Source organism: Methyloversatilis universalis FAM5 (assembly GCF_000214035.2).
GTDB lineage: Bacteria > Pseudomonadota > Gammaproteobacteria > Burkholderiales > Rhodocyclaceae > Methyloversatilis > Methyloversatilis universalis.
On the sequence record NZ_AFHG01000036.1, the window covers coordinates 164,343 to 187,401 of the forward strand.

Here is a 23,059-nt window from a genome sequence, read left to right on the forward strand (position 1 = left end):
CGGTTCCTTGTTCGTTCAGACGCTCAGCGCTTCGTCGCGCAGCTTCAGCGCCGCTTCCATATCGACCTCGACCACGCGCGAACAGCCGCGCTCCTGCATGGTGACGCCGACCAGCTGTTGCGCCATTTCCATCGTGATCTTGTTGTGACTGATGAACACGAACTGCGTCGAAGCGGACATGCGCTTCACCATTTCGCAGAAGCGTTCGGTATTCGTATCGTCCAGCGGCGCATCCACCTCGTCCAGCATGCAGAACGGCGCCGGATTGAGCTGGAAGAAGGCGAACACCAGCGCGGTCGCGGTCAGTGCCTTCTCACCGCCGGACAGCAGCTGGATCGATGCATTCCGCTTGCCCGGCGGCTGCGCGAACACCTGCAGGCCGGCATCGAGGATTTCTTCGCCGGTCATGACCAGCCGGGCTTCACCGCCGCCGAACAGTTCCGGGAAAATGCGCCCGAATTCGGCATTGACCCGATCATACGTCTCCTTCAGCAGGGCGCGGGTTTCGCGGTCCATGCGGCGGATGGCGTCTTCCAGCGTCGCGATGGCGTCGCGCAGGTCGGTGGACTGCGCGTCCAGATAGCCCTTGCGCTCGCTGGCCTGGGCCAGTTCCTCCAGCGCGGCGAGGTTCACCGCACCGAGCGCGGCGATTTCGCGGCCGAGGCGGCCGATCTCGCCATTGAGCGCGCCCTCCTTCACCTTCTCCGCCTCGCCTTCGGCGACCAGCGCATCGAGCCGGCCTTCCGGCAGTTCGATCTCGGCCAGCCGCTGGGCGTACTGTTCGGCATTCAGCAGTGCCGCCTGCTGCCTGAGCTTCAGGTCGGCCAGCCGTTCGCGCGCCGGCGCCAGCGTGTGTTCGGTGTTCGCGCGCTGCGATTCAAGGTCGCGCAGCTGGGCGGCCAGCACTTCCTGCGCGTCGCGGCAGGTGGCCAGCACCTGTTCGCGCGCCCGCCGGTTGTCCAGCACCTGCTGCAGCCGGGCGTCTATGCTGCCTTCGTCGATCTGCGCGAATTCGTCGCTGCGCAGCGCGCGCTCCAGCTCGGCGTTCTCGAGCTGGGTTTTCGCCATGCCCAGATTGTTGCCGAGGTCGGTCAGCCGGCTGCTGCATTCGCGCTGCGAGAAATTCGCTTCCTGCAGTTCGCGCACCGCCGCCTGATCGGCAAAACGCGCTTCGCGCAGCTGGATGTCGGCGTTCTTCTGCGCGTCCAGCGCCGAATCCAGCCGCATGCGCTGCACTTCGATCAGTTCGCGCGCGCGTTCGATCTCCGCGTCGGCACGCTCCAGATGCGCCTGTTCGGTCTGTTCCGCCAGTTCGACCTCGGCCCGGTCGCGCGCCAGCGCCGCCTTCTGTTCGTCGAAGCGCGACACCGCCTGCGCGAGCTTGATCTGTTCCACCTGCGCGCTGTGCGCCGCTTGGGTCAGCGACTGCTGTTCGCGCCGCGCCGCCGCCTGTTCCTCATGCGCACCGGCGAGCGCCGCTTCGGCTTCGCGCAGCATTTCGCGCGATTCGGCCAGACGGACGTCCGCCTCGTCGATTTCGGCGCCCAGCCCTTCGATGTCGCGCGCCCGCTCCAGCACGCCGTGGGTGCGCGCGTCCGGCGCGTACAGCGTGAGCGAGGCGCCGTGCGCCAGCCGGCCTTCGCGGTCCACGCGCGGGCCGGTGGCGGTGCCATCCAGCGACTCGACCGCGGCGACCGGGCCGAGCCACAGATCGAGCAGCGCGTTCCAGCGGGCGTCCTGCGCACGCACCCGGTGGCGCAGGCTGTCCGCCGGCACCGCAGCCGAGGCGTCCTGCCCGGGCAGCGCCAGCGTGAGGTTCTGCGGCGCGGCGCCAGCCGCGCGGGCGCGGGCCAGCGTGTCTGCGTCCGGCACTTCGAGCGCGCCCAGTCGTTCGCGCAGCACCGCCTCGACCGCCATTTCCCAGCCGGCATCGACCTGCAGCGACTGCCACAGCGGCTTCGCGTCCTGCAGGCCGAGCGCGGCCAGCCAGGGCGCGAGCTTGCCGTCGCTCTGGGTCTTGCGCTGCAGTTCGACCAGCGCGTCGCGGCGGGCGCGGGTTTCGGTCAGCGTGCGGGTGGCGGCGCGCTCGGCGTCCTGGGCGTTGCGCACCTGCGCCTGCAGCTGCGGTACCGCGTTCTGTGCGGCGTGCAGCCGCTGCTGTGCGGCCTCCTGCGCCATCTGCAGCGATTCGAGCTTGTCCTGGGCCAGCGCCAGCGCCTCGCGGTCCGGCTCCACCAGCTGCGCCTCGTCATGCGCGATGCGCTCACGCCGCCCGGCCAGCGAATTCAGCGTGCGGCCGGCGTTGGCGCGGTGGGTTTCCTCGACCTTCAACTGCTGTTCGACCGCCGCCAGTTCGCGCCGCGCGACACTGGCCTGCTGTTCGGCCTCCTGGAAAGCGGCTTCGGCCTCCGGCAGCAGCGCGGAGGTGGTTTCGTGCCGCGCTTCGGCCTGCTCGATCCGGTGCGCGGCGTGGTCGGCCAGTTCGGTCCAGCGGCCGATATCGGTTTCGATGCCTTCTATGCGGGCGCGCCAGTTGGCCACTTCACCTTCCAGCTGGGCGATGCGCGCCTGCAGCTTGTGCCGGTTCTCGGCCGCCCGCTTCAGGTCGTCTTCCAGCCGGCTGGCTTCGGCGTTCGCGGTCAGCAGTTCGGCCTGGGCGGCGTGCACCGCTTCGGAACTGGCGAAATGTTCGGTGCGGATGCGCTCCAGCGCTGCCTCGTGATGGCGCAGCGCCGCGGTATCGCGCTCGATGTCGTTTTCCAGCCGGCCGGCATCCTGCGCCAGGGTTTCGGCTTCGGCCGCGGCCGCGCGCTGCTTCAGCGCCCACAGCAGCGCCTGGCGTTCGCTCAGCCGCCGGTTCAGTTCGGTGTAGCGGGCGGCGACTTCGGCCTGCTTCTGCAGCCGGTCGATGCGGCTGCCCAGTTCGCCGACGATGTCGTCCAGCCGCACCAGATTGTCGCGCGCATCGTCCAGCCGCCCCTGGGTTTCCTTGCGCCGCTCGCGGTACTTGGTGATGCCGGCCGCCTCTTCGAGAAAGGCGCGCAGCTCTTCCGGCCGCGCCTCGATGATGCGGGTGATCATGCCCTGCTCGATGATGGCGTAGGCACGTGGGCCCAGGCCGGTACCGAGGAACACGTCGATCACGTCGCGCCGGCGCACGCGGGTGTTGTTGATGTAGTAATCCGACTGGCCGTCGCGCTCGAGCACGCGCTTGACCGCGATTTCGGCGTACTGCGACCACTGCCCGGCCGCCCTGCCCTGGGCGTTGTCAAACACCAGTTCGACGCTGGCCCGGCCCACCGGCTTGCGGGTGCCCGAGCCGTTGAAGATGACGTCGGTCATCGCGTCGCCGCGCAAGGCGGAGGCGCGCGACTCGCCGAGCACCCAGCGCACCGCGTCGATGATGTTCGATTTGCCGCAGCCGTTCGGCCCCACCACGCCGACCAGCTGGCCGGGCATCTGAATGGTGGTCGGATCGACGAAGGTCTTGAAACCGGCGAGTTTGAGCTTGGACAGTCGCACGGGTCTGCGGCGGGAGGAAGGACGTGAGCTGAAAAAAGGCGGGCGAATGACGCCCGATAGGGTGCGGATGATAGCACCGGCGCGGCTCAGCGGCCTTTGCGAGGGAAACCGGCGGCGCCGTCCGGTGGTCGAGCATCCGGCTCTGCTCCGTCGCAGCGAGCGCGGATGCTGCAGTGCATCGAATGCCGCGGCGTCCGCGTGTCGTCCTAGAATGGCGCCTCAGTCGAAAGAACCGTCATGGCACTGACCATGGAAGGCTTTCATCCTTGTCATCAATCGGGGTGAATATGAGCAAGCCTTTCATTTCCCTGTGCCCGGAAATCACCCGGGCCAACGCGCTGAATCTGATGGACTGGCTGGAGGACGAAAACGTCATCCGCTATCTGAGCGATTCGCGCCATGTTTCCCGCCACATCGAACAGGTCGTCAGCCGGGTCCAGCTGCCGGTGCTGACCCATCTGTTCAACCAGGGCGGCCGCTTCTTCATGGCCCATGACCGGGACGACCGGCCGGTGGGCTTCGTGCGTCTGGTCAAGAGCGGCGCGGACTGCGAAATCGTGCTGGTCATCGGCGACCGCGACAACTGGGGCCGCAGGCTGGGCGCCAGTGCGCTGCGCGAAGGCATGAAGTTCGCCTTTTTCGACATGCGGGCCGAACGACTGATCGCGCGGATTCACGCCGACAACGCACGCTCGCTGAACACCTTCCTGCGCAGCGGCTTCCTGCTCGACAGCGAAACACCGACGCTGAAGTCATTCGCCATGAGTTCGGAGCGCTATCTGCAGCGCCTGCGCGAAGATACGGTGAATGATCCGTCCGGCATCTACATCACCGAAATCGACCAGAGCCGGCTGCGCACCCTGATCGCGCTGGAAGACGGTGCCGACGTGGTCGATCTGGAACACGAGATCGAACGCGCCATCGTGGTCGAGCCGCAACAGGTGAAACGCGACGTGGTCACGATGAACTCCCGTGCCGTGCTGAATCTGGACGACGAGGAAATGGAAGTGGCCCTGGTCTATCCGGAGGACGCGGACGGCAGCGAGGACAAACTGTCGGTGTGCTCAAGCATCGGCACCGCCATCCTGGGTTACCGCGAAGGCGACGCCATCGACTGGCGGACGCCGCACCGCACCCGGCGCATCCGGATCGAGCGCGTGCTGTACCAGCCGGAAGCGGCGGGCGACTTTCACCTTTAGGCCCGCTGCGCCGGCGGACCGGCCGCGGTGCATGTCGGGCCGCGGCAATGCACCGGTCGGAAAATGCGTGACCGTGCGCCCTGGCTACCGTGTTGCCTGCAGGACGCGGACGCTCAGCCGCCGGACGGGCGCCCGGCCGGCGTTTCGTCCGCTGGCGCTTCCAGATGCCCGGAAAACAGGCTGGCTGCGATGATCATCGCGCCGCCGGCCCATTCCTTCACGCCCATCACCTCGCCCGCCAGCCACCACGACGAGATCGCGGCGACCACCAGTTCGAACAGGAAAAGCGCGATCGCAGCGTTGGCGCTGAGGAAGGTGATGCCGTACTGCACCACCAGATTGACCACCAGCAGCACGCCGGCCACCACGGCGAGCAGCAGCCAGGTTCCGGCGCCGGCGGACACCGCCTGTTCCAGCGGCGATTCGCCGCGCAGCCAGGCGATCAGCGGCGCCATGCAGATCACGCCGAGGAAGACCGCCATCACCTTCTGTTCTATCTCGATGTGGGCGGTGCGGCGGATGAGCACATTGGTGAGCGCAAAACACACGCCGGCACCCAGACCCACCCACTCCGCGGTGCCGGATGGCCAGGGCAGGCCGAGTTCCGGCCGCCACAGCATGACGAAGGCGCCGGCCAGAGACAGCGCGATCACGCCGGCACCGGCCCGGCTCAGCCGTTCGCCCAGCAGCAGGCGCGACAGCAGCACGGTCCACAGCGGCGACAGGTAGAACAGCAGCAGCACCCGCATCACCACGCCGTCCAGCGTGCCGAGCACGTAGCCGATATTGGTGCCGGCCGCGGCCAGCGCCAGCGCGACGAACCAGAAGCTGGGCCGGGTGCGGCGCAGTACCGGCCACAGCGGCCCCAGTCCGAACAGGAAGGCCAGACCGTAGGTGATCAGGGTCGCGGTGACGCCGCCGACGCCGGCGGCGTCGATCACGCGATAGGGGTACCAGATCAGGCCCCACACGACCGCGCCGGCCAGCAGTGCGATCGAGGGCAGCAGCCGTGACGACGGCCGGCGGGAAGTGAGCATCGGGACGTATACTTACGGGTTTACGGGCGCCGCCGTCGGCGCCACCGGCTTCAAGAACCGAAACTGCTGACTTTCATGCTGAACGACACCCTGCCCGTCACGCCCCATCTGTCGCTGCTCCAACCCTATCCCTTTGAAAGACTGAAGGAATTGACCGCCGGCGTGACCGGACCGGCCGATCTGCCGCTGGTGCGCCTGTCGATCGGCGAGCCGCAGCATGCCACGCCTCAGCTGATCAAGGACGCGCTGACCGGCGCGCTGGACGGCCTCGCGGTGTATCCGACCACCGCCGGCATCGATGCGCTGCGCGAGTGTATCGCGGCCTGGCTGCAGCGCCGCTACGGCCTGCCGGCGGTGAGCGCGGCGACCCAGGTGCTGCCGGTGAACGGTTCGCGCGAGGCGCTGTTCTCGTTCGCGCAGTGCGTGATCGACGGCAGCCGGCCGGACGCGAAGGTGCTGGCGCCCAATCCCTTCTATCAGATCTATGAAGGCGCGGCCCTGCTGGCTGGCGCACAGATCGCCTTCTACAACCAGCTGCCGGACGATCGCTTCGCCTGCAATTTCGATCGCATTCCGGAGGCGGACTGGAAGGGCGTGCAGCTGGTCTATGTGTGCTCGCCGGCCAATCCCTGCGGCAAGGTGATGACGCTGGACGAGTGGCGCGCGCTCTTCGAACTGGCCGACCGCCACAACTTCGTCATCGCCTCCGACGAGTGCTATTCGGAAATCTATTTCGACGAGGCGGCCCCGCCGCTCGGTGGCCTGCAGGCCGCGCAGGCGCTCGGCCGCAGCGCATTCGAGCGGCTGGTGGTGTTTTCCAGCCTGTCCAAGCGCTCGAACGTGCCCGGCCTGCGCTCCGGCTTCGTCGCCGGCGACGCGCGCCTGCTCAAGCGCTTCCTGCTCTACCGCACCTACCACGGCGGCGCGATGGGGCTGGCGGTGCAGCGCGCCAGCATCGCCGCGTGGTCGGACGAAGCGCACGTGCGCGACAACCGCGACCAGTACCGCGCCAAGTTCGCGGCGGTGCAGCCGCTGATCGCCTCGGTCATGGAATCGCCGCTGCCGGACGCCAGTTTCTACCTGTGGGCACGCACGCCGATCGACGATGCCGAGTTCGCCCGGCGCGTGCTCGCCGAATATAATGTTGCAGTCTTGCCGGGCAGCTACCTCGCCCGCACGGCCCACGGCATCAATCCGGGGGCCGGTTTCGTCCGCATTGCGCTGGTGGCACCCGCCAGCGAGTGCATCGAGGCCGCCGAACGCATCGTGCAGTTCTGTCGCGCACTCTGAGCCGCGGCACCACGACCCTCTCACATCGAACACTACGGGACACCCTCCATGCAGGCCGCACAGCAGATCATCGAAACCGCCTTCGAAAACCGCACCCAGTACTCGCCGGACAACTTCCCGGCCGAGGTGCGCGAAGCCATTGAATACGTACTCGCCCAGCTCGACAGCGGCGCGCTGCGCGTGGCCGAGCGCATCGACGGCCAGTGGGTCACCCACCAGTGGATCAAGAAGGCGGTGCTGCTGTCCTTCCGCATGGAAGACAACGTGGTGATGGACGGCGCAGAAACCCGCTACTTCGACAAGGTGCCGATGAAGTTCGCCGGCTACGACGAAGCGGCCTTCCGCGCCGGCGGTTTCCGCGTGGTGCCGCCGGCCACCGTGCGCCGCGGCGCCTACATCGCCAAGAACGCGGTGCTGATGCCGTCCTACGTGAACATCGGCGCCTACGTCGGTGAAGGCACCATGGTCGACACCTGGGCCACTGTCGGTTCCTGCGCCCAGATCGGCAAGAACGTGCACCTGTCGGGCGGCGTCGGCATCGGCGGCGTGCTGGAGCCGGTGCAGGCCAACCCGACCATCATCGGCGACAACTGCTTCATCGGCGCCCGTTCGGAAGTGGTCGAAGGCGTCATCGTCGAGGACAACTGCGTGATCTCGATGGGCGTGTACATCGGCCAGAGCACCAAGATCTACGACCGCGCCACCGGTGAGGTGATGTACGGCCGCGTGCCGGAAGGTTCGGTCGTGGTGTCCGGCAACCTGCCGTCGGCCGATGGCAAGTACAGCCTGTACTGCGCCGTCATCGTCAAGCGCGTCGACGCGCAGACCCGCGCCAAGACCAGCATCAACGAACTGCTGCGCGCCTGATTCCGCACAGTCCGACCCACTGAAGATGTCGCCGGCGGAGGCCCTCGCGTGATTCTCGACAAGCTGTTCCAGGTCATGGCGGAGAAGAACGCCTCCGACATCTTCATTTCGGCCGGCGCGCCGATCGCGATCAAGATCCAGGGCACCACGGTGCCGATCAACCAGCGCGTGATGGATCCGGAAACGATCCAGCGCATGGCCTACGAAATGCTCAGCGAAGAGCAGCAGCAGAAGTTCGAGAAGACGCGCGAACTGAACCTGTCCTTCGGCCGGCGCGACCTCGGCAACTTCCGGGTCAACATGTTCTGGCAGCGCGGCAGCATCGCCATGGTGGTGCGCTACATCCTGGGCGACATCCCGCCGCTGGACACCCTCGGCCTGCCGCCGGTGCTGACCGACATGATCATGGAGAAGCGCGGCCTCATCCTGGTCGTGGGCTCCACCGGTTCCGGCAAATCGACCACGATGGCGGCGATGATCGACTATCGCAACGCCAACAAGTCGGGCCACATCCTGACGGTCGAAGACCCGATCGAATACCTGTTCAAGCACAAGAAATCCATCGTCAATCAGCGCGAGATCGGCATGGACACCGAGGGCTGGGCGCCCGCGCTGAAGAACGCGATGCGTCAGGCGCCGGACTGCATCCTGATCGGCGAAATCCGCGATCTGGAAACCATGCAGGCGGCACTCGCCTACGCCCAGACCGGTCACCTGTGCCTGGCCACGCTGCACGCGAACAACGCCCACCACGCGCTGAACCGCATCGTCAATTTCTTCCCGCTGGACAGCCGTCCGCTGCTTTTCCTCGACCTGTCGGTCACGCTCAAGGGCATCATTTCGCAGCGCCTGGTGCGCAAGCCGGACGGCCGCCGCATGCCGGCGGTCGAGGTGCTGCTGAACACCCGCTACATTTCCGAACTGATCGAGCGCGGCGAGGTAAACAGCGTGAAGGAGGCGATGGAGCGCAGCATGGCGCCCGGTTCGCAGACCTTCGAACAGGATCTGTTCCGCCTCTACCGCGAAGGCGAAATCACGCTGGACGAGGCGCTGTCGAATTCCGACTCGCCGACCAACCTGTCCTGGCTCATCAACAACTCGCAGTTCGGCACGCCCGAGTCGCCCAAACCCGATGCGCAGAGCATCGACATTCCGGACCTCGAAGCGACCGAGCCGAGCGGCGCATCCTTCGCCGAGTTTTCGCTCAATCTCGACGACAGCGGCCGCTGAGCGCCGCTGCGTCCTTCCGGAATTTCCCTGATGTCCGAAGCCACCCTGGCGCTCACCCGTCAGCTCATTTCCACGCGGTCGGTCACGCCGGTCGACGGCGGCTGCCTCGAAACCATCGGTGCGCGTCTGGCCGCGGCCGGTTTCACGCTCGAGCGCATCGATGCCGGCGGCGTGTCCAATCTGTGGGCGCGCCGCGGCAGCGCCGCACCGCTGTTCTGTTTCGCCGGCCACACCGACGTGGTGCCGACCGGTCCGCTCGACCAGTGGCACAGCGACCCGTTCGAACCGGTCATCCGTGACGGCATGCTGTACGGCCGCGGTGCGGCCGACATGAAGGCCTCGCTGGCCGCCTTCGTCACCTCGACCGAGCGCTTCGTCGCGCGCTGCCCGGACCACGCCGGCTCGATCGCCTTCCTGCTCACGTCGGACGAAGAAGGCGACGCCATCGACGGCACCGTGCGCGTGGTCGAAACGCTGGCGACACGCGGCGAACGGCTGGATTACTGCGTGGTGGGCGAACCGACCTCGGTCACCCGGGTCGGCGACATGATCAAGAACGGGCGTCGCGGCTCGCTGTCCGGCCGGCTCACGGTCAAGGGCGTACAGGGCCACATCGCCTACCCGCATCTGGCGAAGAATCCGATCCACCTGTTCGGGCCGGCGCTGGCCGAACTGGCTGCGGTCACCTGGGACGAAGGCAACGAATACTTCCCGCCCACCAGCTGGCAGATTTCCAACATCAAGGCCGGCACCGGCGCCACCAATGTCATCCCGGGCACGCTGGAAGTGCTGTTCAACTTCCGCTTCTCGACCGCCAGCACGCCGGACGGGCTGAAGGCGCGGCTGACTGACATCCTCGACCGTCACGGTCTGGACTACGACATCGTGTGGACGCTGGGCGGCAGGCCCTTCCTGACACCGCGCGGCACGCTGGTCGATGCCGCCGCCGCCGCCATCCGCGACGTGACCGGGCTCACCACCGAACTGTCGACCACCGGTGGCACCTCGGACGGCCGCTTCATCGCCGACATCTGCGCCCAGGTGGTGGAGATCGGCCCGAGCAACGCCACCATCCACAAACTGAACGAATGCGTGGCGGTGGCCGACATCGAGCCGCTGTCCCGCATCTATGAAAACCTGCTCGACCGCCTGCTCGGTCCGGACTCCGCCGCATGAAACTGAAATCTTCCGAAAAGACGCCCGCCCCGAAAAAGACCCTGCCGCCGGAGGAACTGCTGTCGGTCCGCGACTGGCTGCGCTTCCTGATGAGCCGCATGGGCGCGGCCGAAGTGTCCTTCGGCCAGGGCTTCGTCGACGCCTGGGACGAGGCGGTCTATCTGGTGCTGCACACGCTGCATCTGCCGCTCGACCGGCTGGAGCCCTTTCTCGACGCGGCACTGACGGTCGACGAGTGCGAACGCCTGATGCGCGTGGTCGAGCGCCGCTGCGAGGAGCGCGAACCGGCCGCCTACATCACCGGCGAAGCCTGGCTGGGCGGCCTGCGCTTCCGGGTCGATCCGCGCGTCATCATTCCGCGCTCGCACATTTTCGAACTGATGCAGGACGGTTTTTCGCCCTGGCTGGATGACACCGGCGCGCCCGGCCGCATCCTCGACCTGTGCACCGGCTCGGCCTGTCTGGCCATCGCCGCCGCCCACACCTTCCCGGACGCGGAGGTGGACGCGGTCGACCTGTCGGCCGACGCGCTCAAGGTGGCCCAGCTCAACATCCATGACCACGGTCTGCGCGACCGGGTCGAGGTGCTGCACGGTGACCTGTTCGAGCCGCTCGAAGGCCGCCGCTACGACCTCATCCTGTCCAATCCGCCCTACGTCACCGACGCCGCGATGGACGCGCTGCCTGAAGAGTTCCGCAAGGAACCCGCCATGGCGCTGGGCGCCGGCGCGGACGGCATGGACATCGTGCGCCGCATCGTGGCCGAAGCCGGCCGCCACCTGAATCCGGGTGGCCTGCTGCTGATCGAGATCGGCCACAACCAGGCGGAAGCCGAAGCCGCCCTGCCCGACCTGCCGCTGGTCTGGCTGGACACCGATTCGGCCACCGCGCCGGTGTTCCTGCTGCGGGCCGAAGACCTGCCGCAATGAGCGAAGCGGACCACCAGCCCGCATCAGGGCTGGACCGCATTGCGGACGCCGCCCCGGCGGCGCGCGCCCGCCGGGGCAGGCGCTCGCCCGCGCTGTGGCAGGGCCTGTCGCTCGGCCTGTTCGTACTCATGGTGTCGCTCGGCCTGGCCGCGCTGTCCGGTCGCGACGACGCCGGCGCCGTCCATGCAACGCTGGGTCATGAACTGGCCGCAGCAATCGCCGAACGGCGTGCAGAGCCCATCCACGCCGCGCTGGACGAGGCCGCCCGGCGCGGCCAGCTGATCGCGGCCACGGTACGCGACGCTGACGGCACCGTGATCGCCGAGCTGAAAGGCCCGTCGCCCACCGGCAGCGAACGCCATCTGCAGATCGACGGCCAGGTCATGCATCAGGGTCGTCCGGTCGGCCTGCTGTCGGTGGTGAGCATGCAGGAAGGCGGCGGCAGCCTGCTCGCCCGCACGCTGCTGCCGGCTTTCGCGCTGGCCGGCTTCTGCGCGCTGGTGGCCTGGGGTGCCGGCAGCACGCTGCGCCGTCGTCTGGCGCCCTCGCTGTCCGCGCTCGAAGGCGCCAGCGCGGTCATCGCCCAGGGCGGGCGACCCAGCCTTGACCGCATCACCGACAGCCTGCTCGCGCCGCTGGCACGTGCGCTGGAAAACGCCGCCTTCACGCTGGCCAGCCGGCGCGACGAGGCCATGGCCCGCGAACAGCGGCTGGGTCGCATCGTGCGCGCCCACGACGAGGCGGAATGGGAATGGTGGCCGGCCACCGGCGAAACCTGGTACAGCCCGCGCTTTCCCGAACTGCTGGGCTATACCGCGCACGACGCGTTCGAAAGCCAGTTCAAGTGGCGCGCCGCGATCCATCCGGACGACGCCGGCACGGTGCGCCGGGCGCGCGACCGGCTGGTGCGCGGCGAACTGCAGCGCACCGACGACCCGATACGGCTGCGCGTGCGTGACGGCACCTACCGCTGGTTCCGGCTGCGCGCCACCGCCGACCGCGACCCGCAGGGCGGCGCGCGCTGCGTGTCCGGCACGCTGGAGGACGTGACCCGCGAGCGGATGACGCTGGACGCGCTGCGCGAAAGCGAGGCGCGGCTGTTCCACGCGGTACGCGGCTCCTTCGACGGCGCCTGGGACTGGGATCTGGGCGCCGGACGCTACTTCCTGTCGCCGCGGCTGAGCGAAATCCTCGGCATTTCGCAGGCGCAGCAGCCACAGACCCACGACGATCTGCTGGAGCGGGTGCACCCGGACGATCTGGCGCGGCTGCAGCACGCGATCGACGAACACTTCCTGCGCCGCGAATCGTTCGACATCGAATACCGCATGCGCCATGCCGACGGCCGCTACCTGTGGGTGCGCGACCGCGGCCTCGCCACCCGCAGCCCCAACGGCAAGGTGCTGCGCTTTTCCGGCTCGATCACCGACATCACCGAGCGCAAGTTGGCGGAAGAAGCGGTGGTCAGGCTGGCCGCCGAAAAGCAGGCGCTGCTGGACGACGTGCCGGTGGCCATCGTCTATGTGCGCGACAACCAGATCGCCGACTGCAACCGGCGCTGCGAGGAAATTTTCGGCTACCGCCAGAGTGAGCTGATCGGCTGCACGATGGATCTGTTCTTCAACAGCTACCACGAACTGCCTGCGCTGCTCGAAGGGGCCGGCCGCAACGCGCCACAGCCGCACGCGCAGGAAGCCATGCTGATGCGGCGCGACGGCAGCCCGCTGCACGCCTATGTTTCGGTACGCCAGGTCAGCACCCGGACCAGTTCGCCGGAAGAAACGATCTGGATCTTTTCCGACGACACCGCGCGCCGGCGCGCGCTGGACGCCGCCCGGCGCGAGGAGCATTTCTCGGCTGCGCTGGTGCGCAGCATGCCCGGCGTATTCCTGCTGGTGGATGCGCGCGGCGCGCTGCGCCGCTGGAACGAGAATCTGCAGACCGTGACCGGTCACGGCGCGCCCGACCTGATGGGCAAATCGGCCCTCGACCTTTTCCCGGAGGTGTTCCGCCCGCTGCTGCGCCGCCAGGCCCGCCGGGCGTTGACCCACCGCGATTCCACCTTCGAGGCCGACCTGCTGTCGGCCGGCGGCGAGCACCTGACCCACGCCTTCAGCCTTTACCGGCTGGATCTGGACGGCCTGCCCCACCTGCTGTGCACCGGCCTGGACATCCGCGCCCAGAAGGAAGCCGAACGCAGCGTGCTGGCGATGAACCAGCGCCTGGAAACCCGGGTGCGCGAGCGCACCGCCGAACTGCTGACCGCGATGCGCGAACTGGAGAGCTTCAGCTACTCGGTGTCGCACGATCTGGCAGCACCACTGCGCGGCATCGACGGCTTTTCGCGCATGATCGAGGAAGATTATGCCGACCAGCTGGACGAACGCGGCCGCGATTACATCAACCGCATCCGCGCCGGCACCCAGCGCATGCACAGGCTGATCGACGACCTGCTCGGTCTGGCACGCATCACCCGCAACGAAATGAACCGCCAGATGGTGGATCTGAGTGCCATGGTGAGCGAAATATGCTCGGAACTGACGCGATCCGAGCCTGAACGGCGGGCAGAGTTCCTCATTCAGCCGTCAATGCGCGTGTATGCTGACGCCAATCTGCTGCGTATCGCGCTGGACAATCTGCTGCGCAACGCCTGGAAGTTCACCAGCCGTCATGATGGCGCCCGCATCGAGATCGGTTGCTTGCAGCATGATCGTGAGCTCGTGTATTTTGTGAAGGACGACGGCGCGGGCTTTGACATGCGTTACGCAACAAAGCTCTTCGGCCCCTTCCAGCGGCTGCACTCGGTGGGCGAATTCTCCGGAAGCGGCATCGGACTGGCCATCGTGAACCGCATCGTCCAGCGGCACGGCGGTCGGATCTGGGCAGAAGCCGAAGTGGAACGCGGCGCATGCTTCTTCTTTACGCTGGAGCCTGCCGTGCAATGACGCAGGCGACCTGACAGGCTGTTTTATATGGCAAGCGAACGCCCGATACTGCTGGTTGAAGACAATCCGGATGACGAAGCCCTCACGCTTCGCGCCTTTCACAAGAACCGCATCGCGAACGAAGTCGTGGTCGCCCGTGACGGGGTCGAAGCGCTCGACTACCTGTTCGGCACCGGCGCCTACGCCGGGCGCGACCTGTCGGTGGCGCCGGCGGTCATCCTGCTCGATCTGAAGCTGCCCCGCGTAGATGGTCTCGAAGTGCTGCGCCGTGTGCGCGCCGACGCCCGCACCAATCTGCTGCCTGTGGTCATCCTGACCACCTCGCGCGAACAGCAGGACATCTACGAGGCCTACCAGCTCGGCGCCAACAGCTATATCCGCAAGCCGGTCGATTTCGAGAAATTCATCTACGCGGTCGGCCAGCTCGGCCTGTACTGGCTGGTTCTGAACGAACCGGTCGATCCGCCGGGCCTCTGAGCGCGGTCGCCGCAGCGAGGGCGCCGCTCCCACGAAGTCGGCGACAGACTGCGGACACCTGTGGGAGCGGCGCCCCCGCCGCGAAAGGGCCTGCCCCACCACCGCATCCAGCAAAGCCGCCGAACTCCTGGCGACTGAGTCGCCACGCTTGTCAGTTCCGCCGCGAACGCGCGATCTGGCGTGACAGCGCAATCAGCGGCAGCAGACCCACCACCACGATGGCGAGTGCCGAGGTCGAGGCCTCCTGCAGCCGTTCGTCGCTGGCCAGCGTATAGGCCTGGGTGGCCAGGGTGTCGAAATTGAACGGCCGCATCACCAGCGTGGCCGGCAGTTCCTTCATCACGTCCACAAAGACCAGCAGCGAAGCGGTCAGCAGGCTGCCGCGCAGCATGGGCCAGTGCACCCGGCGCAGCGTTTCGCCGGCGCCCAGCCCCAGACTGCGCGCCGCCTCGTCCATGCTGGGCGTGATGCGGGCCAGGCCGGATTCCACCGACTGCAGCGACACCGTCAGGAAGCGCGCCAGATAGGCGTAGATCAGCGCCGCGATGCCGCCGGTCAGCAAGAGGCCCGGATTCTGGCCGGTCCAGTGTGCCCACAGACCGGACAGCGCGTGATCCAGCCGGGTGACCGGAATCAGGATGCCCACCGCAATCACCGCGCCCGGCACTGCGTAGCCCAGGCCGACCGCGCCGCGCGCCAGCGCGACCAGCCGCGAGCGGCTCACGCGCACCGCGTAGGCCAGCAGCAGCGCCAGCGCCACCGCACAGACGCTCGCGGTCGCGGCCAGCGTGAAACTGTTCAGGGCCAGCCCGATGAAGCGTTCGCCGAACTGCGCGTCGCCTTCGGAAAACGCCCACTTCATCAGCACGCCGGCCGGAATCAGGAAGCCGGCGGCCAGCGGCAGCAGGCAGAGCGCGCTCACGCAGCCACCGGCAAACGGCGACAGCGCCTGCCGACGGGCGCTGCCGCCGGCCCGGCCGCTGTCGTGGAAGCGTGCGGCGCCGCGACTCATCCGTTCCAGCAGCAGCAGCGTGGCGACGAATCCGAGCAGCACCGCGGCCAGCTGGGCGGCCGCCACCCGGTCGCCGAGCGAGAACCAGGCGCGGTAGATGCCGGTGGTGAAGGTCTGCACGCCGAAATAGCTCACCGCGCCGTAGTCGGCCAGCGTTTCCATCAGCGCCAGCGACACGCCGGCGGCGATGGCCGGACGCGCCAGCGGCAGGGTGATGCGGAAGAAGGCCGACCAGGCGCCCTGCCCCAGCATGCGCGCCGCCTCGTTCAGGCCGGCCGCGCGTTCGATCAGCGACTGGCGCACCAGCAGATAGACGTAGGGATAGAGCACCGCGACGAACATGCAGGCCGCCCCGCCGGTGCTGCGCACGTCCGGGAACCAGTAATCGCCGCGTTCCAAGCCGAAGGTGTCGCGCAGCGCGGTCTGCACCGGGCCGACGAACTGCAGCAGGTCGGTATACGTATAGGCCATCACGTAGGCCGGCGTCGCCAGCGGCAGCACCATGGCCCATTCCAGCACGCGACGGCCCGGAAATTCCCACATCACGGTGGCCCACGCGGTCGCCACACCTATGGTCGCAGTGCCAAGCCCCACCCACAGGCAGAGCCACAGCGTGCTGGCGATGTAATCCGGCAGCACGGTAGAGGCCAGATGCGCCCAGGTATCGCCGGTGCCGCCGGCGAACAGGTTGAACAGCACCGACAGCACCGGTGCGGCGACCAGCGCGGCCAGCAGCAGCGCACTCAGCGACAGGGGGTGAAAACGGCGGGCGAACACGTGGCGGATGGGCTGTGCCGGCCGGGCCGGCTTTCGGTTGCGGTGTGTTGTCGTGCGGAACGCTGTCCACACGACGGCGCTGCATTATAATTGAGAGCGATTATCGATCTTGATACAGATCACTGATTTGTCCTGCCGCCGCCCTCAGACTTCGGTTCATGTCACAACTGCAGCTTGAATCCGTACGCATCGCGTACGGCGCCACCGAAGTCGTCCGCGACCTCTCGCTCAGCCTCGAACGGGGCCACATCGGCTGCCTGCTCGGCCCGTCCGGCTGCGGCAAGACCACCATCCTGCGCGCCATCGCCGGTTTCGAGCGGCTGACCGGCGGTCGCATCGCCATCCGCGGAGAAACCGTATCCACGCCGCAGCAGCACCGCGCGCCGGAACAGCGGCGGGTGGGCATGGTGTTCCAGGACTTCGCGCTGTTTCCGCATCTGAGCGTGGCCGACAACGTGTCTTTCGGCCTGCGCAGCGGCTCGCGCGCGGAACGTCGCGCCCGTGCAGACGACATGCTGGCGGTGGTCGGTCTGAGCGAACACGCCGACAAGTACCCGCACCAGCTGTCCGGCGGCCAGCAGCAGCGGGTGGCACTGGCGCGCGCACTGGCGCCGGATCCGGAACTGCTGCTGCTCGACGAACCGTTCTCCAGTCTCGACGTCGAGCTGCGCACCCGGCTCGCGGTCGAACTGCGCGACATCCTGAAGGCACGCGGCATCACCGCCATCCTGGTCACCCACGACCAGCAGGAAGCGTTCGCCATCGCCGACGAGATCGGCGTGATGAAGGCGGGCGAGATGCTGCAGTGGGACAGCGCCTACAACCTCTACCACCGCCCGGCCAGCCGCTTCGTCGCGGACTTCGTCGGTCAGGGCGTCTTCCTCCCGGGCACGCTGCGTGGCGACCACGAAGTGGAACTGGAACTGGGCGTGCTGCGCAGCGAATTCCCGTTCGAATGTAAGGACGGCTGCCCGCACTGCGCCGGCAACACCCGGGTCGACGTGCTGTTGCGGCCGGACGACGTGGTGCATGACGACGCCGCGCCGCTGCGCGCCGAAGTGATGGGCAAATCCTTCCGCGGCGCGGAGTTCCTGTACACGCTGAGGCTGGCGTCCGGCCAGCGCGTGCTGTCGCTGGTGCCGTCGCATCACAATCACGCGATCGGCGAATTCATCGGCATCCGGCTCGACGCCGACCATGTGGTGGCTTTCCGCCACCCCGAGGCGGCTGCCCGCGCAGCGTGATTCCCTGGCTGGAACCGGGCGACGCCTTTCCGCCGGTCACGCAGGCGCTGGCCGAACCCAACGGCCTGCTCGCCGCCGGCCTCGAACTGACGCCGCAACGCATTCTGGACGCCTACCGCCAGGGCATCTTCCCCTGGTTTTCAGAAGGCGAGCCGGTGCTCTGGTGGAGCCCGGACCCGCGCATGGTGCTGGTGCCATCAGAAATCCGCATCACGCCGTCGATGCGCAAGGTGCTGCGCAACCGTACATACGAAGTGCGCTGCGACACCGCCTTCGAGCAGGTGATGCGGCTGTGCGCCGAACCGCGTGACGGCCAGCGCGGCACCTGGATTTCCGCACCGATGATCGCCGCCTACTGCGCACTGCACGCGCAGGGCTGGGCGCACAGCGTCGAAATCTGGGTTGGCGGCGAACTGGTCGGCGGACTCTACGGCATGGCCATCGGCCGCATGTTCTACGGCGAATCGATGTTCAGTCGCGTGCGCGACGGATCGAAGATTGCGCTGGTGCATCTCGCGCGCTATCTTGAATCGCAGGGTTTCGAACTGATCGACTGCCAGATGAACACCGCGCATCTGGCGTCCATGGGCGGACGTGAAATTGCGCGCAGCGAATTCTGCCGCGTGCTGTCACAGTCGGTGCTGTCGGCCCACCCGCGCCGCTGGCGTACCGACGAAATCCCGCATTACTTCAAAGACTGAACACCGACCGCTGACGCCATGGCGCTGCTCAAGGACCTGCCCTTCACCACCCTGCAGTTCTATGCGACGGCGCCCTATGCCTGTTCCTATTTGCAGGGGCGTACCGCCCGTTCGCAGGTCGCCACGCCGTCCAACCTGATCGATTCCCGGCTGTACAGCGATCTGGTGCGCGCCGGCTTCCGCCGCAGCGGCGTGTTTACCTACCGGCCCTACTGCGACGCCTGCCGCGCCTGCACGCCGGTGCGCCTGCCGGTCGATCGCTTCGTGCCGTCACGCACCCAGCGCCGGGCCGAGAAGAAGCACGACGACCTGGTGGCGCGCGAAGCGCCGCTGTCCTTCCGCGAAGAGCATTACGCGCTGTACCAGCGCTACCAGTCCAGCCGGCACAGCGGTGGCGGCATGGACCAGGATTCACGGGAGCAGTACGCGCACTTCCTGCTGCAGAGCCATGTCGACACCCGGCTGATCGAATTCCGCGAAGGCAGCGCGCCGGACGCGCCGCTGCGCATCGTGAGCATCATCGACATCCTCGATGACGGCCTGTCTTCGGTCTACACCTACTACGACCCGGACGTCGAAGGCGCCAGCTATGGCACCTTCAACATCCTGTGGCAGGTACGCCTCGCCCGGCTGCTTGGCCTGCACCACGTCTATCTGGGCTACTGGATACGCGACAGCGCCAAGATGGCCTACAAATCCCGCTTCCGCCCGCTCGAAGGCCGCATCAACAGCGCCTGGCGCGAGCTGGACGACGACGACCTCAGCTGAATCATCGCGGCGAGGCGCCGCTCCCACAAAACCGCCAGTCACCGGCGAGCCCAGATTGTGGGAGCGGCGCCCTCGCATCGATTCCGGTGCCCGCTCAATAGATGGCGCCAAGTACAGGCCCTGTCGCGACGGGGCGTCGCTCCCACAAAACCGCCAGTCACCGGCGAGCCCAGATTGTGGGAGCGGCGCCCTCGCCGCGATTACTGCTGGGGCAATAGCGCGCTGCCGACCATCTCGCCGCCGCACGCCTCATTGCGGCAGCCAGATCGCGTCCCAATGCGGATAGTCTCCAACCCTGTCCACCAGCCCCGCCCGGACAGGATTCGCGACGATGTAGCGGGCACAATTGATCAGGCTCTCCTCGTCGCGCAGCGCGTGATCGTGAAATCCGGCCTGCCAGATACGCCGACCGCAGCGATGCGCGCTCACGGACTTCAGCTACTGCATCTGCGCCTGCAGCGACAGAGAACCGGTCAGCGTCAGCAGGCAATGAAGATGATCCGGCATCAGCACATACGCCAGAAGCTCGAGTTCTCCGCGCTCGACAGCAGCCGCAAGCGTCCGGACAACACAGCGCGCCGCGATCAGGTCACGGAATATCGGGGCTCGCCCGATCGTCGTGGTGGTGACCATGTAGGTGACGCCGGTCTGCGAATAGCGGCCCTTGCGCAAACGGTGGGAAGAGGGAAGATCATTCATGCATAAAGCATAGAATAAAGAAAGCCGGCTGAAACCGCTTCTGCCTTGTGGGAGCGGCGCCCCCGCCGCGATTTCTGCGCCTGTTCAGGAGACTGCGCCGGGCGCAGGCCCTATCGCGACGGGGCGTCGCTCCCACGAAAACCCGCCAGTCACCGCCGAGTCCAGATTGTGCGAGCGGCGCCCCCGCCGCGATTTCGGCGTTCGCTGGCGAGACTGCGCCGGCCACCGCCATGCGCCGGTTGCCTCGTCCCGGTGGCCGGCCGATAATCCGCGGCTTTGCGCCGCAGCATCGCGGTGCGCCGATCCGGATTCCGCCATGCTCTACCCGCTGCTGCGCCCCCTGCTGTTCTCGCTCGACGCCGAGCACGCCCATGAACTGACGCTGGGCACGCTGGCGAAGCATCCTGGCCTGGTGCCGCAACAGCGCATCGCCGCGAATCCGGTGCGGGTGATGGGCATCGATTTCCCGAATCCGGTCGGGCTCGCCGCCGGGCTGGACAAGAACGGCGCCGCCATCGACGGCCTGGCCCGTCTCGGTTTCGGCTTCATCGAGATCGGCACGGTCACGCCGCGGCCGCAGCCGGGCAATCCGAAGCCGCGCATGTTCCGGCTGCCGCAGGCAAACGCCATCATCAACCGCATGGGCTTCAACAACCTCGGTCTGGACGTGCTGATCGAGAACGTGAAGCGCTCGCGCTGGGTGCGCGAGGGCGGCATCCTCGGCATCAACATCGGCAAGAACGCCGACACGCCGATCGAGCGTGCCACCGACGACTACCTGATCGGCCTGCGCGGCGCACACCCGTACGCGCGCTACATCACGGTGAACATTTCAAGCCCGAACACCAAGAACCTGCGCCAGCTGCAGGGCGCGGACGAACTGAACCAGCTGCTGGGCGCGCTCGACGCCGAGCGCCGGAAGCTCGACGCCGCCGCCGGCCGCGTGGTCCCGGTCGCGCTGAAGATCGCGCCCGACCTCGACCCGGAACAGATCGAAGCGATCGCCGACGCCACGGTGCGTCACCACATCGACGCGCTGATCGCGACCAACACCACGCTGTCGCGCACCGGCGTCGAGAACCTGCCGCATGGCGGCGAGGCCGGCGGTCTGTCCGGTGCGCCGGTGTATGAGAAGTCGACTGCGGTGCTGCGCGCGCTGGCGCAGCGGCTGAACGGCCGTGTGCCGCTGATCGGCGTCGGCGGCATCACCGAAGGCGTGCACGCGAAGGCCAAGATCGACGCCGGCGCACAGCTGGTGCAGCTGTACAGCGGCCTGATCTACCGCGGCCCGGCGCTGGTGGCCGACGCCGCACGCGCGCTGGCGCGCTGAACCCGGCGTGAGCGTGGCCGCCCGCGAAACGCCGCGCGGCATCGCCGCCGGCATCGTGTCGCTGGCCTGGCCGATGTTCGTGTCGCAGCTCGCGGGCATCGGCACCCACGTCGCGGACACCGTCATCGCCGGCCATCACGCCACGGTCGACCTGGCCGCCGTGGCGGTGGGCGGTGGCCTGTTCGTATCGGTGGTGATCGCGCTGATCGGCGTGCTGCAGGCGGCCTCGCCCATCATCGCCCACCACGTCGGCGCCAACCGTCACGAAGACATCGCGCCAGCCTTCCAGCAGGCGGTGTGGCTGGCGCTCTTCCTGTCGGTGCCGGGTGCGCTGCTGCTGGCCTTTCCCGACCCACTGCTCGCGCTGTCGCGGCTCGACCCGGTGGTCGAAGCCAAGGCGCGCGCCTACCTCGCGGCACTGGCCTGGGCGGTGCCATGCGCGCTGCTGTTCCGCGCCTTCCAGGCGCTGATGAACGGCATCGGTCATCCGCGGCCGGTCATGGTCATCATGCTGGCCTGTCTTGCGGTGCATGTGCCGCTGGCGTGGGCGCTCACCACCGGGGTGTTCGGCGCACCGCTGGGCGCGCTGGGCTGCGGCCTCTCGACGCTGGCGGTGAATGCGCTATCGGTGCTGCTGGGGCTGGGCTATCTGCTGCGGGCGGGCCGCATGCGTACCCTGCGCCCGTTCGCCGACTGGCAGGCGCCGCGCGCCTGGGCGCAGCGCGACATGCTGCGGCTGGGCGGGCCGATGGGGGTGTCGAATTTCGTCGAAATCACCAGCTTCACCCTGATCGCGCTGTTCGTCGCCCGGCTGGGTCCGGACGTGGTCGGCGGGCATCGCGTGGTGGCCAACCTGAACGGCCTCTGTTTCATGCTGCCGCTGGCCCTGGGCAGCGGCACGCTGGTGCGGGTCGGCCAGGCTGCCGGCGCGCGCGACTGGACACGCGCGCGCAGCACGGCGCTGACTGGTTTCACGCTGGCCAGCGGACTGGCGGTGCTGGTCGGACTGGCGCTGTGGGCGCTGCACGAGCCGGTGCTGACGCTGTTCAGCAGCGACACCGCGGTGCTGGCGGTCGCCCGCGGTCTGATCCCCTATGTCGTGCTGTTCGTGCTGGTCGATGCGGCGCATACGCTGGCCTCGTTCGCGCTGCGCGGCTACAAGGTGACGCTGGCGCCCATGCTGGTCCACACCGTGTGCTTCTGGGGCGTCGGGCTGGGCCTGGGCGCGTGGCTTGCATTCCACGGACTCGAGGGCGTGACCGCACCGATGGGCGCCGCCGGCTTCTGGCTCGCGACCCTGCTGTCCACCGCGCTGGCGGGCATCCTGATCGGCGGACTGCTGTTGCGGGTGATCCGCCGTACGCCGCCCGCACAGCGCTGAAACGCCGCCCGGACCCGGGAAAAACTCCCGACCGTGCACCGGGTGCGGTCTATCAGGTAAAGTCCGCCACTGCCCCGCCCGGAACAGAACAAACCACTCGTCCGGGTTTGCCCCAGCACCGCTGATGAATCCGACCTCCGTACTTCGCCCACCCTATATCGCGTATTTCCGGGACTTCTCCCGTTTTCGCTCCTGGCTGTGGGCAGCCGCCTTTGTCGCCTCCATACTGGTTCATGCCTTCGTCGTATGGCGGGCATCGGTGTATGTGCCGCGCGTGCATGAGCCGGAAGTGCGTGTCGACATCCGGATGATCGAGCCGGAGCGCCCGGTGCCGCCGCCGCCCCCGCCGCCTCCACAGAAGATCATCGAACCGCCGCCTCCGCCGCCGACCAAGCCGACGCCGAAGCCGCCCAAGGAGGTGCCGCGCCCGGCGCCGCCGCTGCCGGTACTCGCCGCGCCCCTCGCCCCGGCCGAA

The 23,059-nt window shown here is 67.8% G+C and carries 18 protein-coding genes and 1 pseudogene; 14 read left to right on the forward strand and 5 right to left on the reverse strand.

Annotated elements, in window-relative coordinates:
• Positions 1 to 15 precede the first annotated feature (15 nt).
• On the reverse strand, positions 16 to 3,522 hold the full coding sequence (smc, locus tag METUNV1_RS06420) for a chromosome segregation protein SMC (RefSeq protein WP_008060005.1): 3,507 nt from the start codon (positions 3,520 to 3,522) through the stop codon (positions 16 to 18).
• A 287-nt stretch (positions 3,523 to 3,809) separates the two neighbouring features.
• Here smc and METUNV1_RS06425 point away from each other — a divergent pair, with 287 nt between their 5' ends.
• Complete coding sequence (locus METUNV1_RS06425; RefSeq protein WP_008060008.1) at positions 3,810 to 4,721, forward strand: bifunctional GNAT family N-acetyltransferase/nucleoside diphosphate kinase regulator; 912 nt, start codon at positions 3,810 to 3,812, stop codon at positions 4,719 to 4,721.
• Between the two features lie 113 nt (positions 4,722 to 4,834).
• On the opposite strand, the gene METUNV1_RS06430 is transcribed toward METUNV1_RS06425, so the two are convergent.
• Positions 4,835 to 5,758 (reverse strand): DMT family transporter, encoded by a 924-nt coding sequence (locus tag METUNV1_RS06430; protein WP_008060010.1) that lies wholly within the window; start codon positions 5,756 to 5,758, stop codon positions 4,835 to 4,837.
• A 75-nt stretch (positions 5,759 to 5,833) separates the two neighbouring features.
• Here METUNV1_RS06430 and dapC point away from each other — a divergent pair, with 75 nt between their 5' ends.
• The 7 genes from dapC to METUNV1_RS06465 are packed head-to-tail and all read left to right on the forward strand — an operon-like array spanning position 5,834 to position 14,672.
• Positions 5,834 to 7,048: a succinyldiaminopimelate transaminase gene (dapC, locus tag METUNV1_RS06435; protein WP_008060014.1), complete on the forward strand. Its 1,215-nt coding sequence runs from the start codon at positions 5,834 to 5,836 to the stop codon at positions 7,046 to 7,048.
• Positions 7,049 to 7,096: 48 nt separating this feature from the next.
• Complete coding sequence (gene dapD / locus METUNV1_RS06440) at positions 7,097 to 7,915, forward strand: 2,3,4,5-tetrahydropyridine-2,6-dicarboxylate N-succinyltransferase (RefSeq protein ID WP_008060016.1); 819 nt, start codon at positions 7,097 to 7,099, stop codon at positions 7,913 to 7,915.
• A 48-nt stretch (positions 7,916 to 7,963) separates the two neighbouring features.
• Positions 7,964 to 9,145, forward strand: a complete 1,182-nt coding sequence (locus tag METUNV1_RS06445) for a PilT/PilU family type 4a pilus ATPase (protein WP_008060018.1) — start codon at positions 7,964 to 7,966, stop codon at positions 9,143 to 9,145.
• Positions 9,146 to 9,175: 30 nt separating this feature from the next.
• Complete coding sequence (gene dapE, locus METUNV1_RS06450; RefSeq protein ID WP_008060020.1) at positions 9,176 to 10,321, forward strand: succinyl-diaminopimelate desuccinylase; 1,146 nt, start codon at positions 9,176 to 9,178, stop codon at positions 10,319 to 10,321.
• A complete protein-coding gene (prmB, locus tag METUNV1_RS06455; protein ID WP_008060021.1) occupies positions 10,318 to 11,250 on the forward strand; it encodes a 50S ribosomal protein L3 N(5)-glutamine methyltransferase in 933 nt (310 codons plus the stop codon). Before dapE ends, prmB begins: the two co-directional genes overlap by 4 nt.
• A complete protein-coding gene (locus tag METUNV1_RS06460; protein ID WP_008060023.1) occupies positions 11,247 to 14,195 on the forward strand; it encodes a PAS domain-containing sensor histidine kinase in 2,949 nt (982 codons plus the stop codon). Before prmB ends, METUNV1_RS06460 begins: the two co-directional genes overlap by 4 nt.
• A gap of 27 nt (positions 14,196 to 14,222) precedes the next feature.
• Positions 14,223 to 14,672 carry a response regulator gene (locus tag METUNV1_RS06465; RefSeq protein ID WP_008060025.1) on the forward strand — a complete coding sequence of 150 codons (450 nt, stop codon included), beginning with the start codon at positions 14,223 to 14,225 and terminating at the stop codon, positions 14,670 to 14,672.
• Between the two features lie 151 nt (positions 14,673 to 14,823).
• Here METUNV1_RS06465 and METUNV1_RS06470 read toward each other — a convergent pair whose 3' ends face one another.
• The gene (locus METUNV1_RS06470) at positions 14,824 to 16,461 is read right to left on the reverse strand and encodes an ABC transporter permease (protein WP_008060027.1); all 1,638 of its coding nucleotides are present in this window, start codon (positions 16,459 to 16,461) and stop codon (positions 14,824 to 14,826) included.
• Positions 16,462 to 16,619: 158 nt separating this feature from the next.
• Between METUNV1_RS06470 and METUNV1_RS20205 the strand changes: the two genes are divergently transcribed.
• The 3 genes from METUNV1_RS20205 to METUNV1_RS06485 are packed head-to-tail and all read left to right on the forward strand — an operon-like array spanning position 16,620 to position 19,174.
• Positions 16,620 to 17,705, forward strand: a complete 1,086-nt coding sequence (locus METUNV1_RS20205; RefSeq protein WP_008060028.1) for an ABC transporter ATP-binding protein — start codon at positions 16,620 to 16,622, stop codon at positions 17,703 to 17,705.
• Positions 17,702 to 18,406: a leucyl/phenylalanyl-tRNA--protein transferase gene (aat, locus tag METUNV1_RS06480; RefSeq protein ID WP_008060029.1), complete on the forward strand. Its 705-nt coding sequence runs from the start codon at positions 17,702 to 17,704 to the stop codon at positions 18,404 to 18,406. Before METUNV1_RS20205 ends, aat begins: the two co-directional genes overlap by 4 nt.
• An 18-nt stretch (positions 18,407 to 18,424) precedes the next feature.
• On the forward strand, positions 18,425 to 19,174 hold the full coding sequence (locus METUNV1_RS06485) for an arginyltransferase (protein ID WP_008060036.1): 750 nt from the start codon (positions 18,425 to 18,427) through the stop codon (positions 19,172 to 19,174).
• A gap of 249 nt (positions 19,175 to 19,423) precedes the next feature.
• On the opposite strand, the gene METUNV1_RS19955 is transcribed toward METUNV1_RS06485, so the two are convergent.
• Together METUNV1_RS19955 and METUNV1_RS19960 are read right to left on the reverse strand one after the other, a co-directional pair.
• Positions 19,424 to 19,603 (reverse strand): hypothetical protein, encoded by a 180-nt coding sequence (locus METUNV1_RS19955; RefSeq protein WP_232416242.1) that lies wholly within the window; start codon positions 19,601 to 19,603, stop codon positions 19,424 to 19,426.
• A gap of 9 nt (positions 19,604 to 19,612) precedes the next feature.
• Positions 19,613 to 19,873 carry a transposase gene (locus METUNV1_RS19960; RefSeq protein ID WP_232416241.1) on the reverse strand — a complete coding sequence of 87 codons (261 nt, stop codon included), beginning with the start codon at positions 19,871 to 19,873 and terminating at the stop codon, positions 19,613 to 19,615.
• 316 nt (positions 19,874 to 20,189) lie between these two features.
• Here METUNV1_RS19960 and METUNV1_RS06495 point away from each other — a divergent pair, with 316 nt between their 5' ends.
• The 3 genes and pseudogenes from METUNV1_RS06495 to METUNV1_RS06505 all read left to right on the forward strand — a co-directional run.
• Positions 20,190 to 21,203: a quinone-dependent dihydroorotate dehydrogenase gene (locus METUNV1_RS06495; protein WP_008060040.1), complete on the forward strand. Its 1,014-nt coding sequence runs from the start codon at positions 20,190 to 20,192 to the stop codon at positions 21,201 to 21,203.
• A gap of 7 nt (positions 21,204 to 21,210) precedes the next feature.
• Positions 21,211 to 22,584 (forward strand): MATE family efflux transporter, encoded by a 1,374-nt coding sequence (locus tag METUNV1_RS06500; protein ID WP_008060042.1) that lies wholly within the window; start codon positions 21,211 to 21,213, stop codon positions 22,582 to 22,584.
• Between the two features lie 124 nt (positions 22,585 to 22,708).
• Positions 22,709 to 23,059, forward strand: a pseudogene (locus METUNV1_RS06505) (hypothetical protein); the annotation flags it as partial.

Excerpts from the sequence above, each read along its gene's own strand:
- METUNV1_RS06425 (WP_008060008.1), top strand. The coding sequence starts at position 3,810 with ATGAGCAAGCCTTTCATTTCCCTGTGCCCGGAAATCACCCGGGCCAAC.
- METUNV1_RS06430 (WP_008060010.1), bottom strand. The coding sequence starts at position 5,758 with ATGCTCACTTCCCGCCGGCCGTCGTCACGGCTGCTGCCCTCGATCGCA.
- dapC (WP_008060014.1), top strand. The coding sequence starts at position 5,834 with ATGCTGAACGACACCCTGCCCGTCACGCCCCATCTGTCGCTGCTCCAA.
- dapD (WP_008060016.1), top strand. The coding sequence starts at position 7,097 with ATGCAGGCCGCACAGCAGATCATCGAAACCGCCTTCGAAAACCGCACC.
- dapE (WP_008060020.1), top strand. The coding sequence starts at position 9,176 with ATGTCCGAAGCCACCCTGGCGCTCACCCGTCAGCTCATTTCCACGCGG.
- prmB (WP_008060021.1), top strand. The coding sequence starts at position 10,318 with ATGAAACTGAAATCTTCCGAAAAGACGCCCGCCCCGAAAAAGACCCTG.
- METUNV1_RS06460 (WP_008060023.1), top strand. The coding sequence starts at position 11,247 with ATGAGCGAAGCGGACCACCAGCCCGCATCAGGGCTGGACCGCATTGCG.
- METUNV1_RS06465 (WP_008060025.1), top strand. The coding sequence starts at position 14,223 with ATGGCAAGCGAACGCCCGATACTGCTGGTTGAAGACAATCCGGATGAC.
- METUNV1_RS20205 (WP_008060028.1), top strand. The coding sequence starts at position 16,620 with ATGTCACAACTGCAGCTTGAATCCGTACGCATCGCGTACGGCGCCACC.
- METUNV1_RS06485 (WP_008060036.1), top strand. The coding sequence starts at position 18,425 with ATGGCGCTGCTCAAGGACCTGCCCTTCACCACCCTGCAGTTCTATGCG.
- METUNV1_RS19960 (WP_232416241.1), bottom strand. The coding sequence starts at position 19,873 with ATGAATGATCTTCCCTCTTCCCACCGTTTGCGCAAGGGCCGCTATTCG.
- METUNV1_RS06495 (WP_008060040.1), top strand. The coding sequence starts at position 20,190 with ATGCTCTACCCGCTGCTGCGCCCCCTGCTGTTCTCGCTCGACGCCGAG.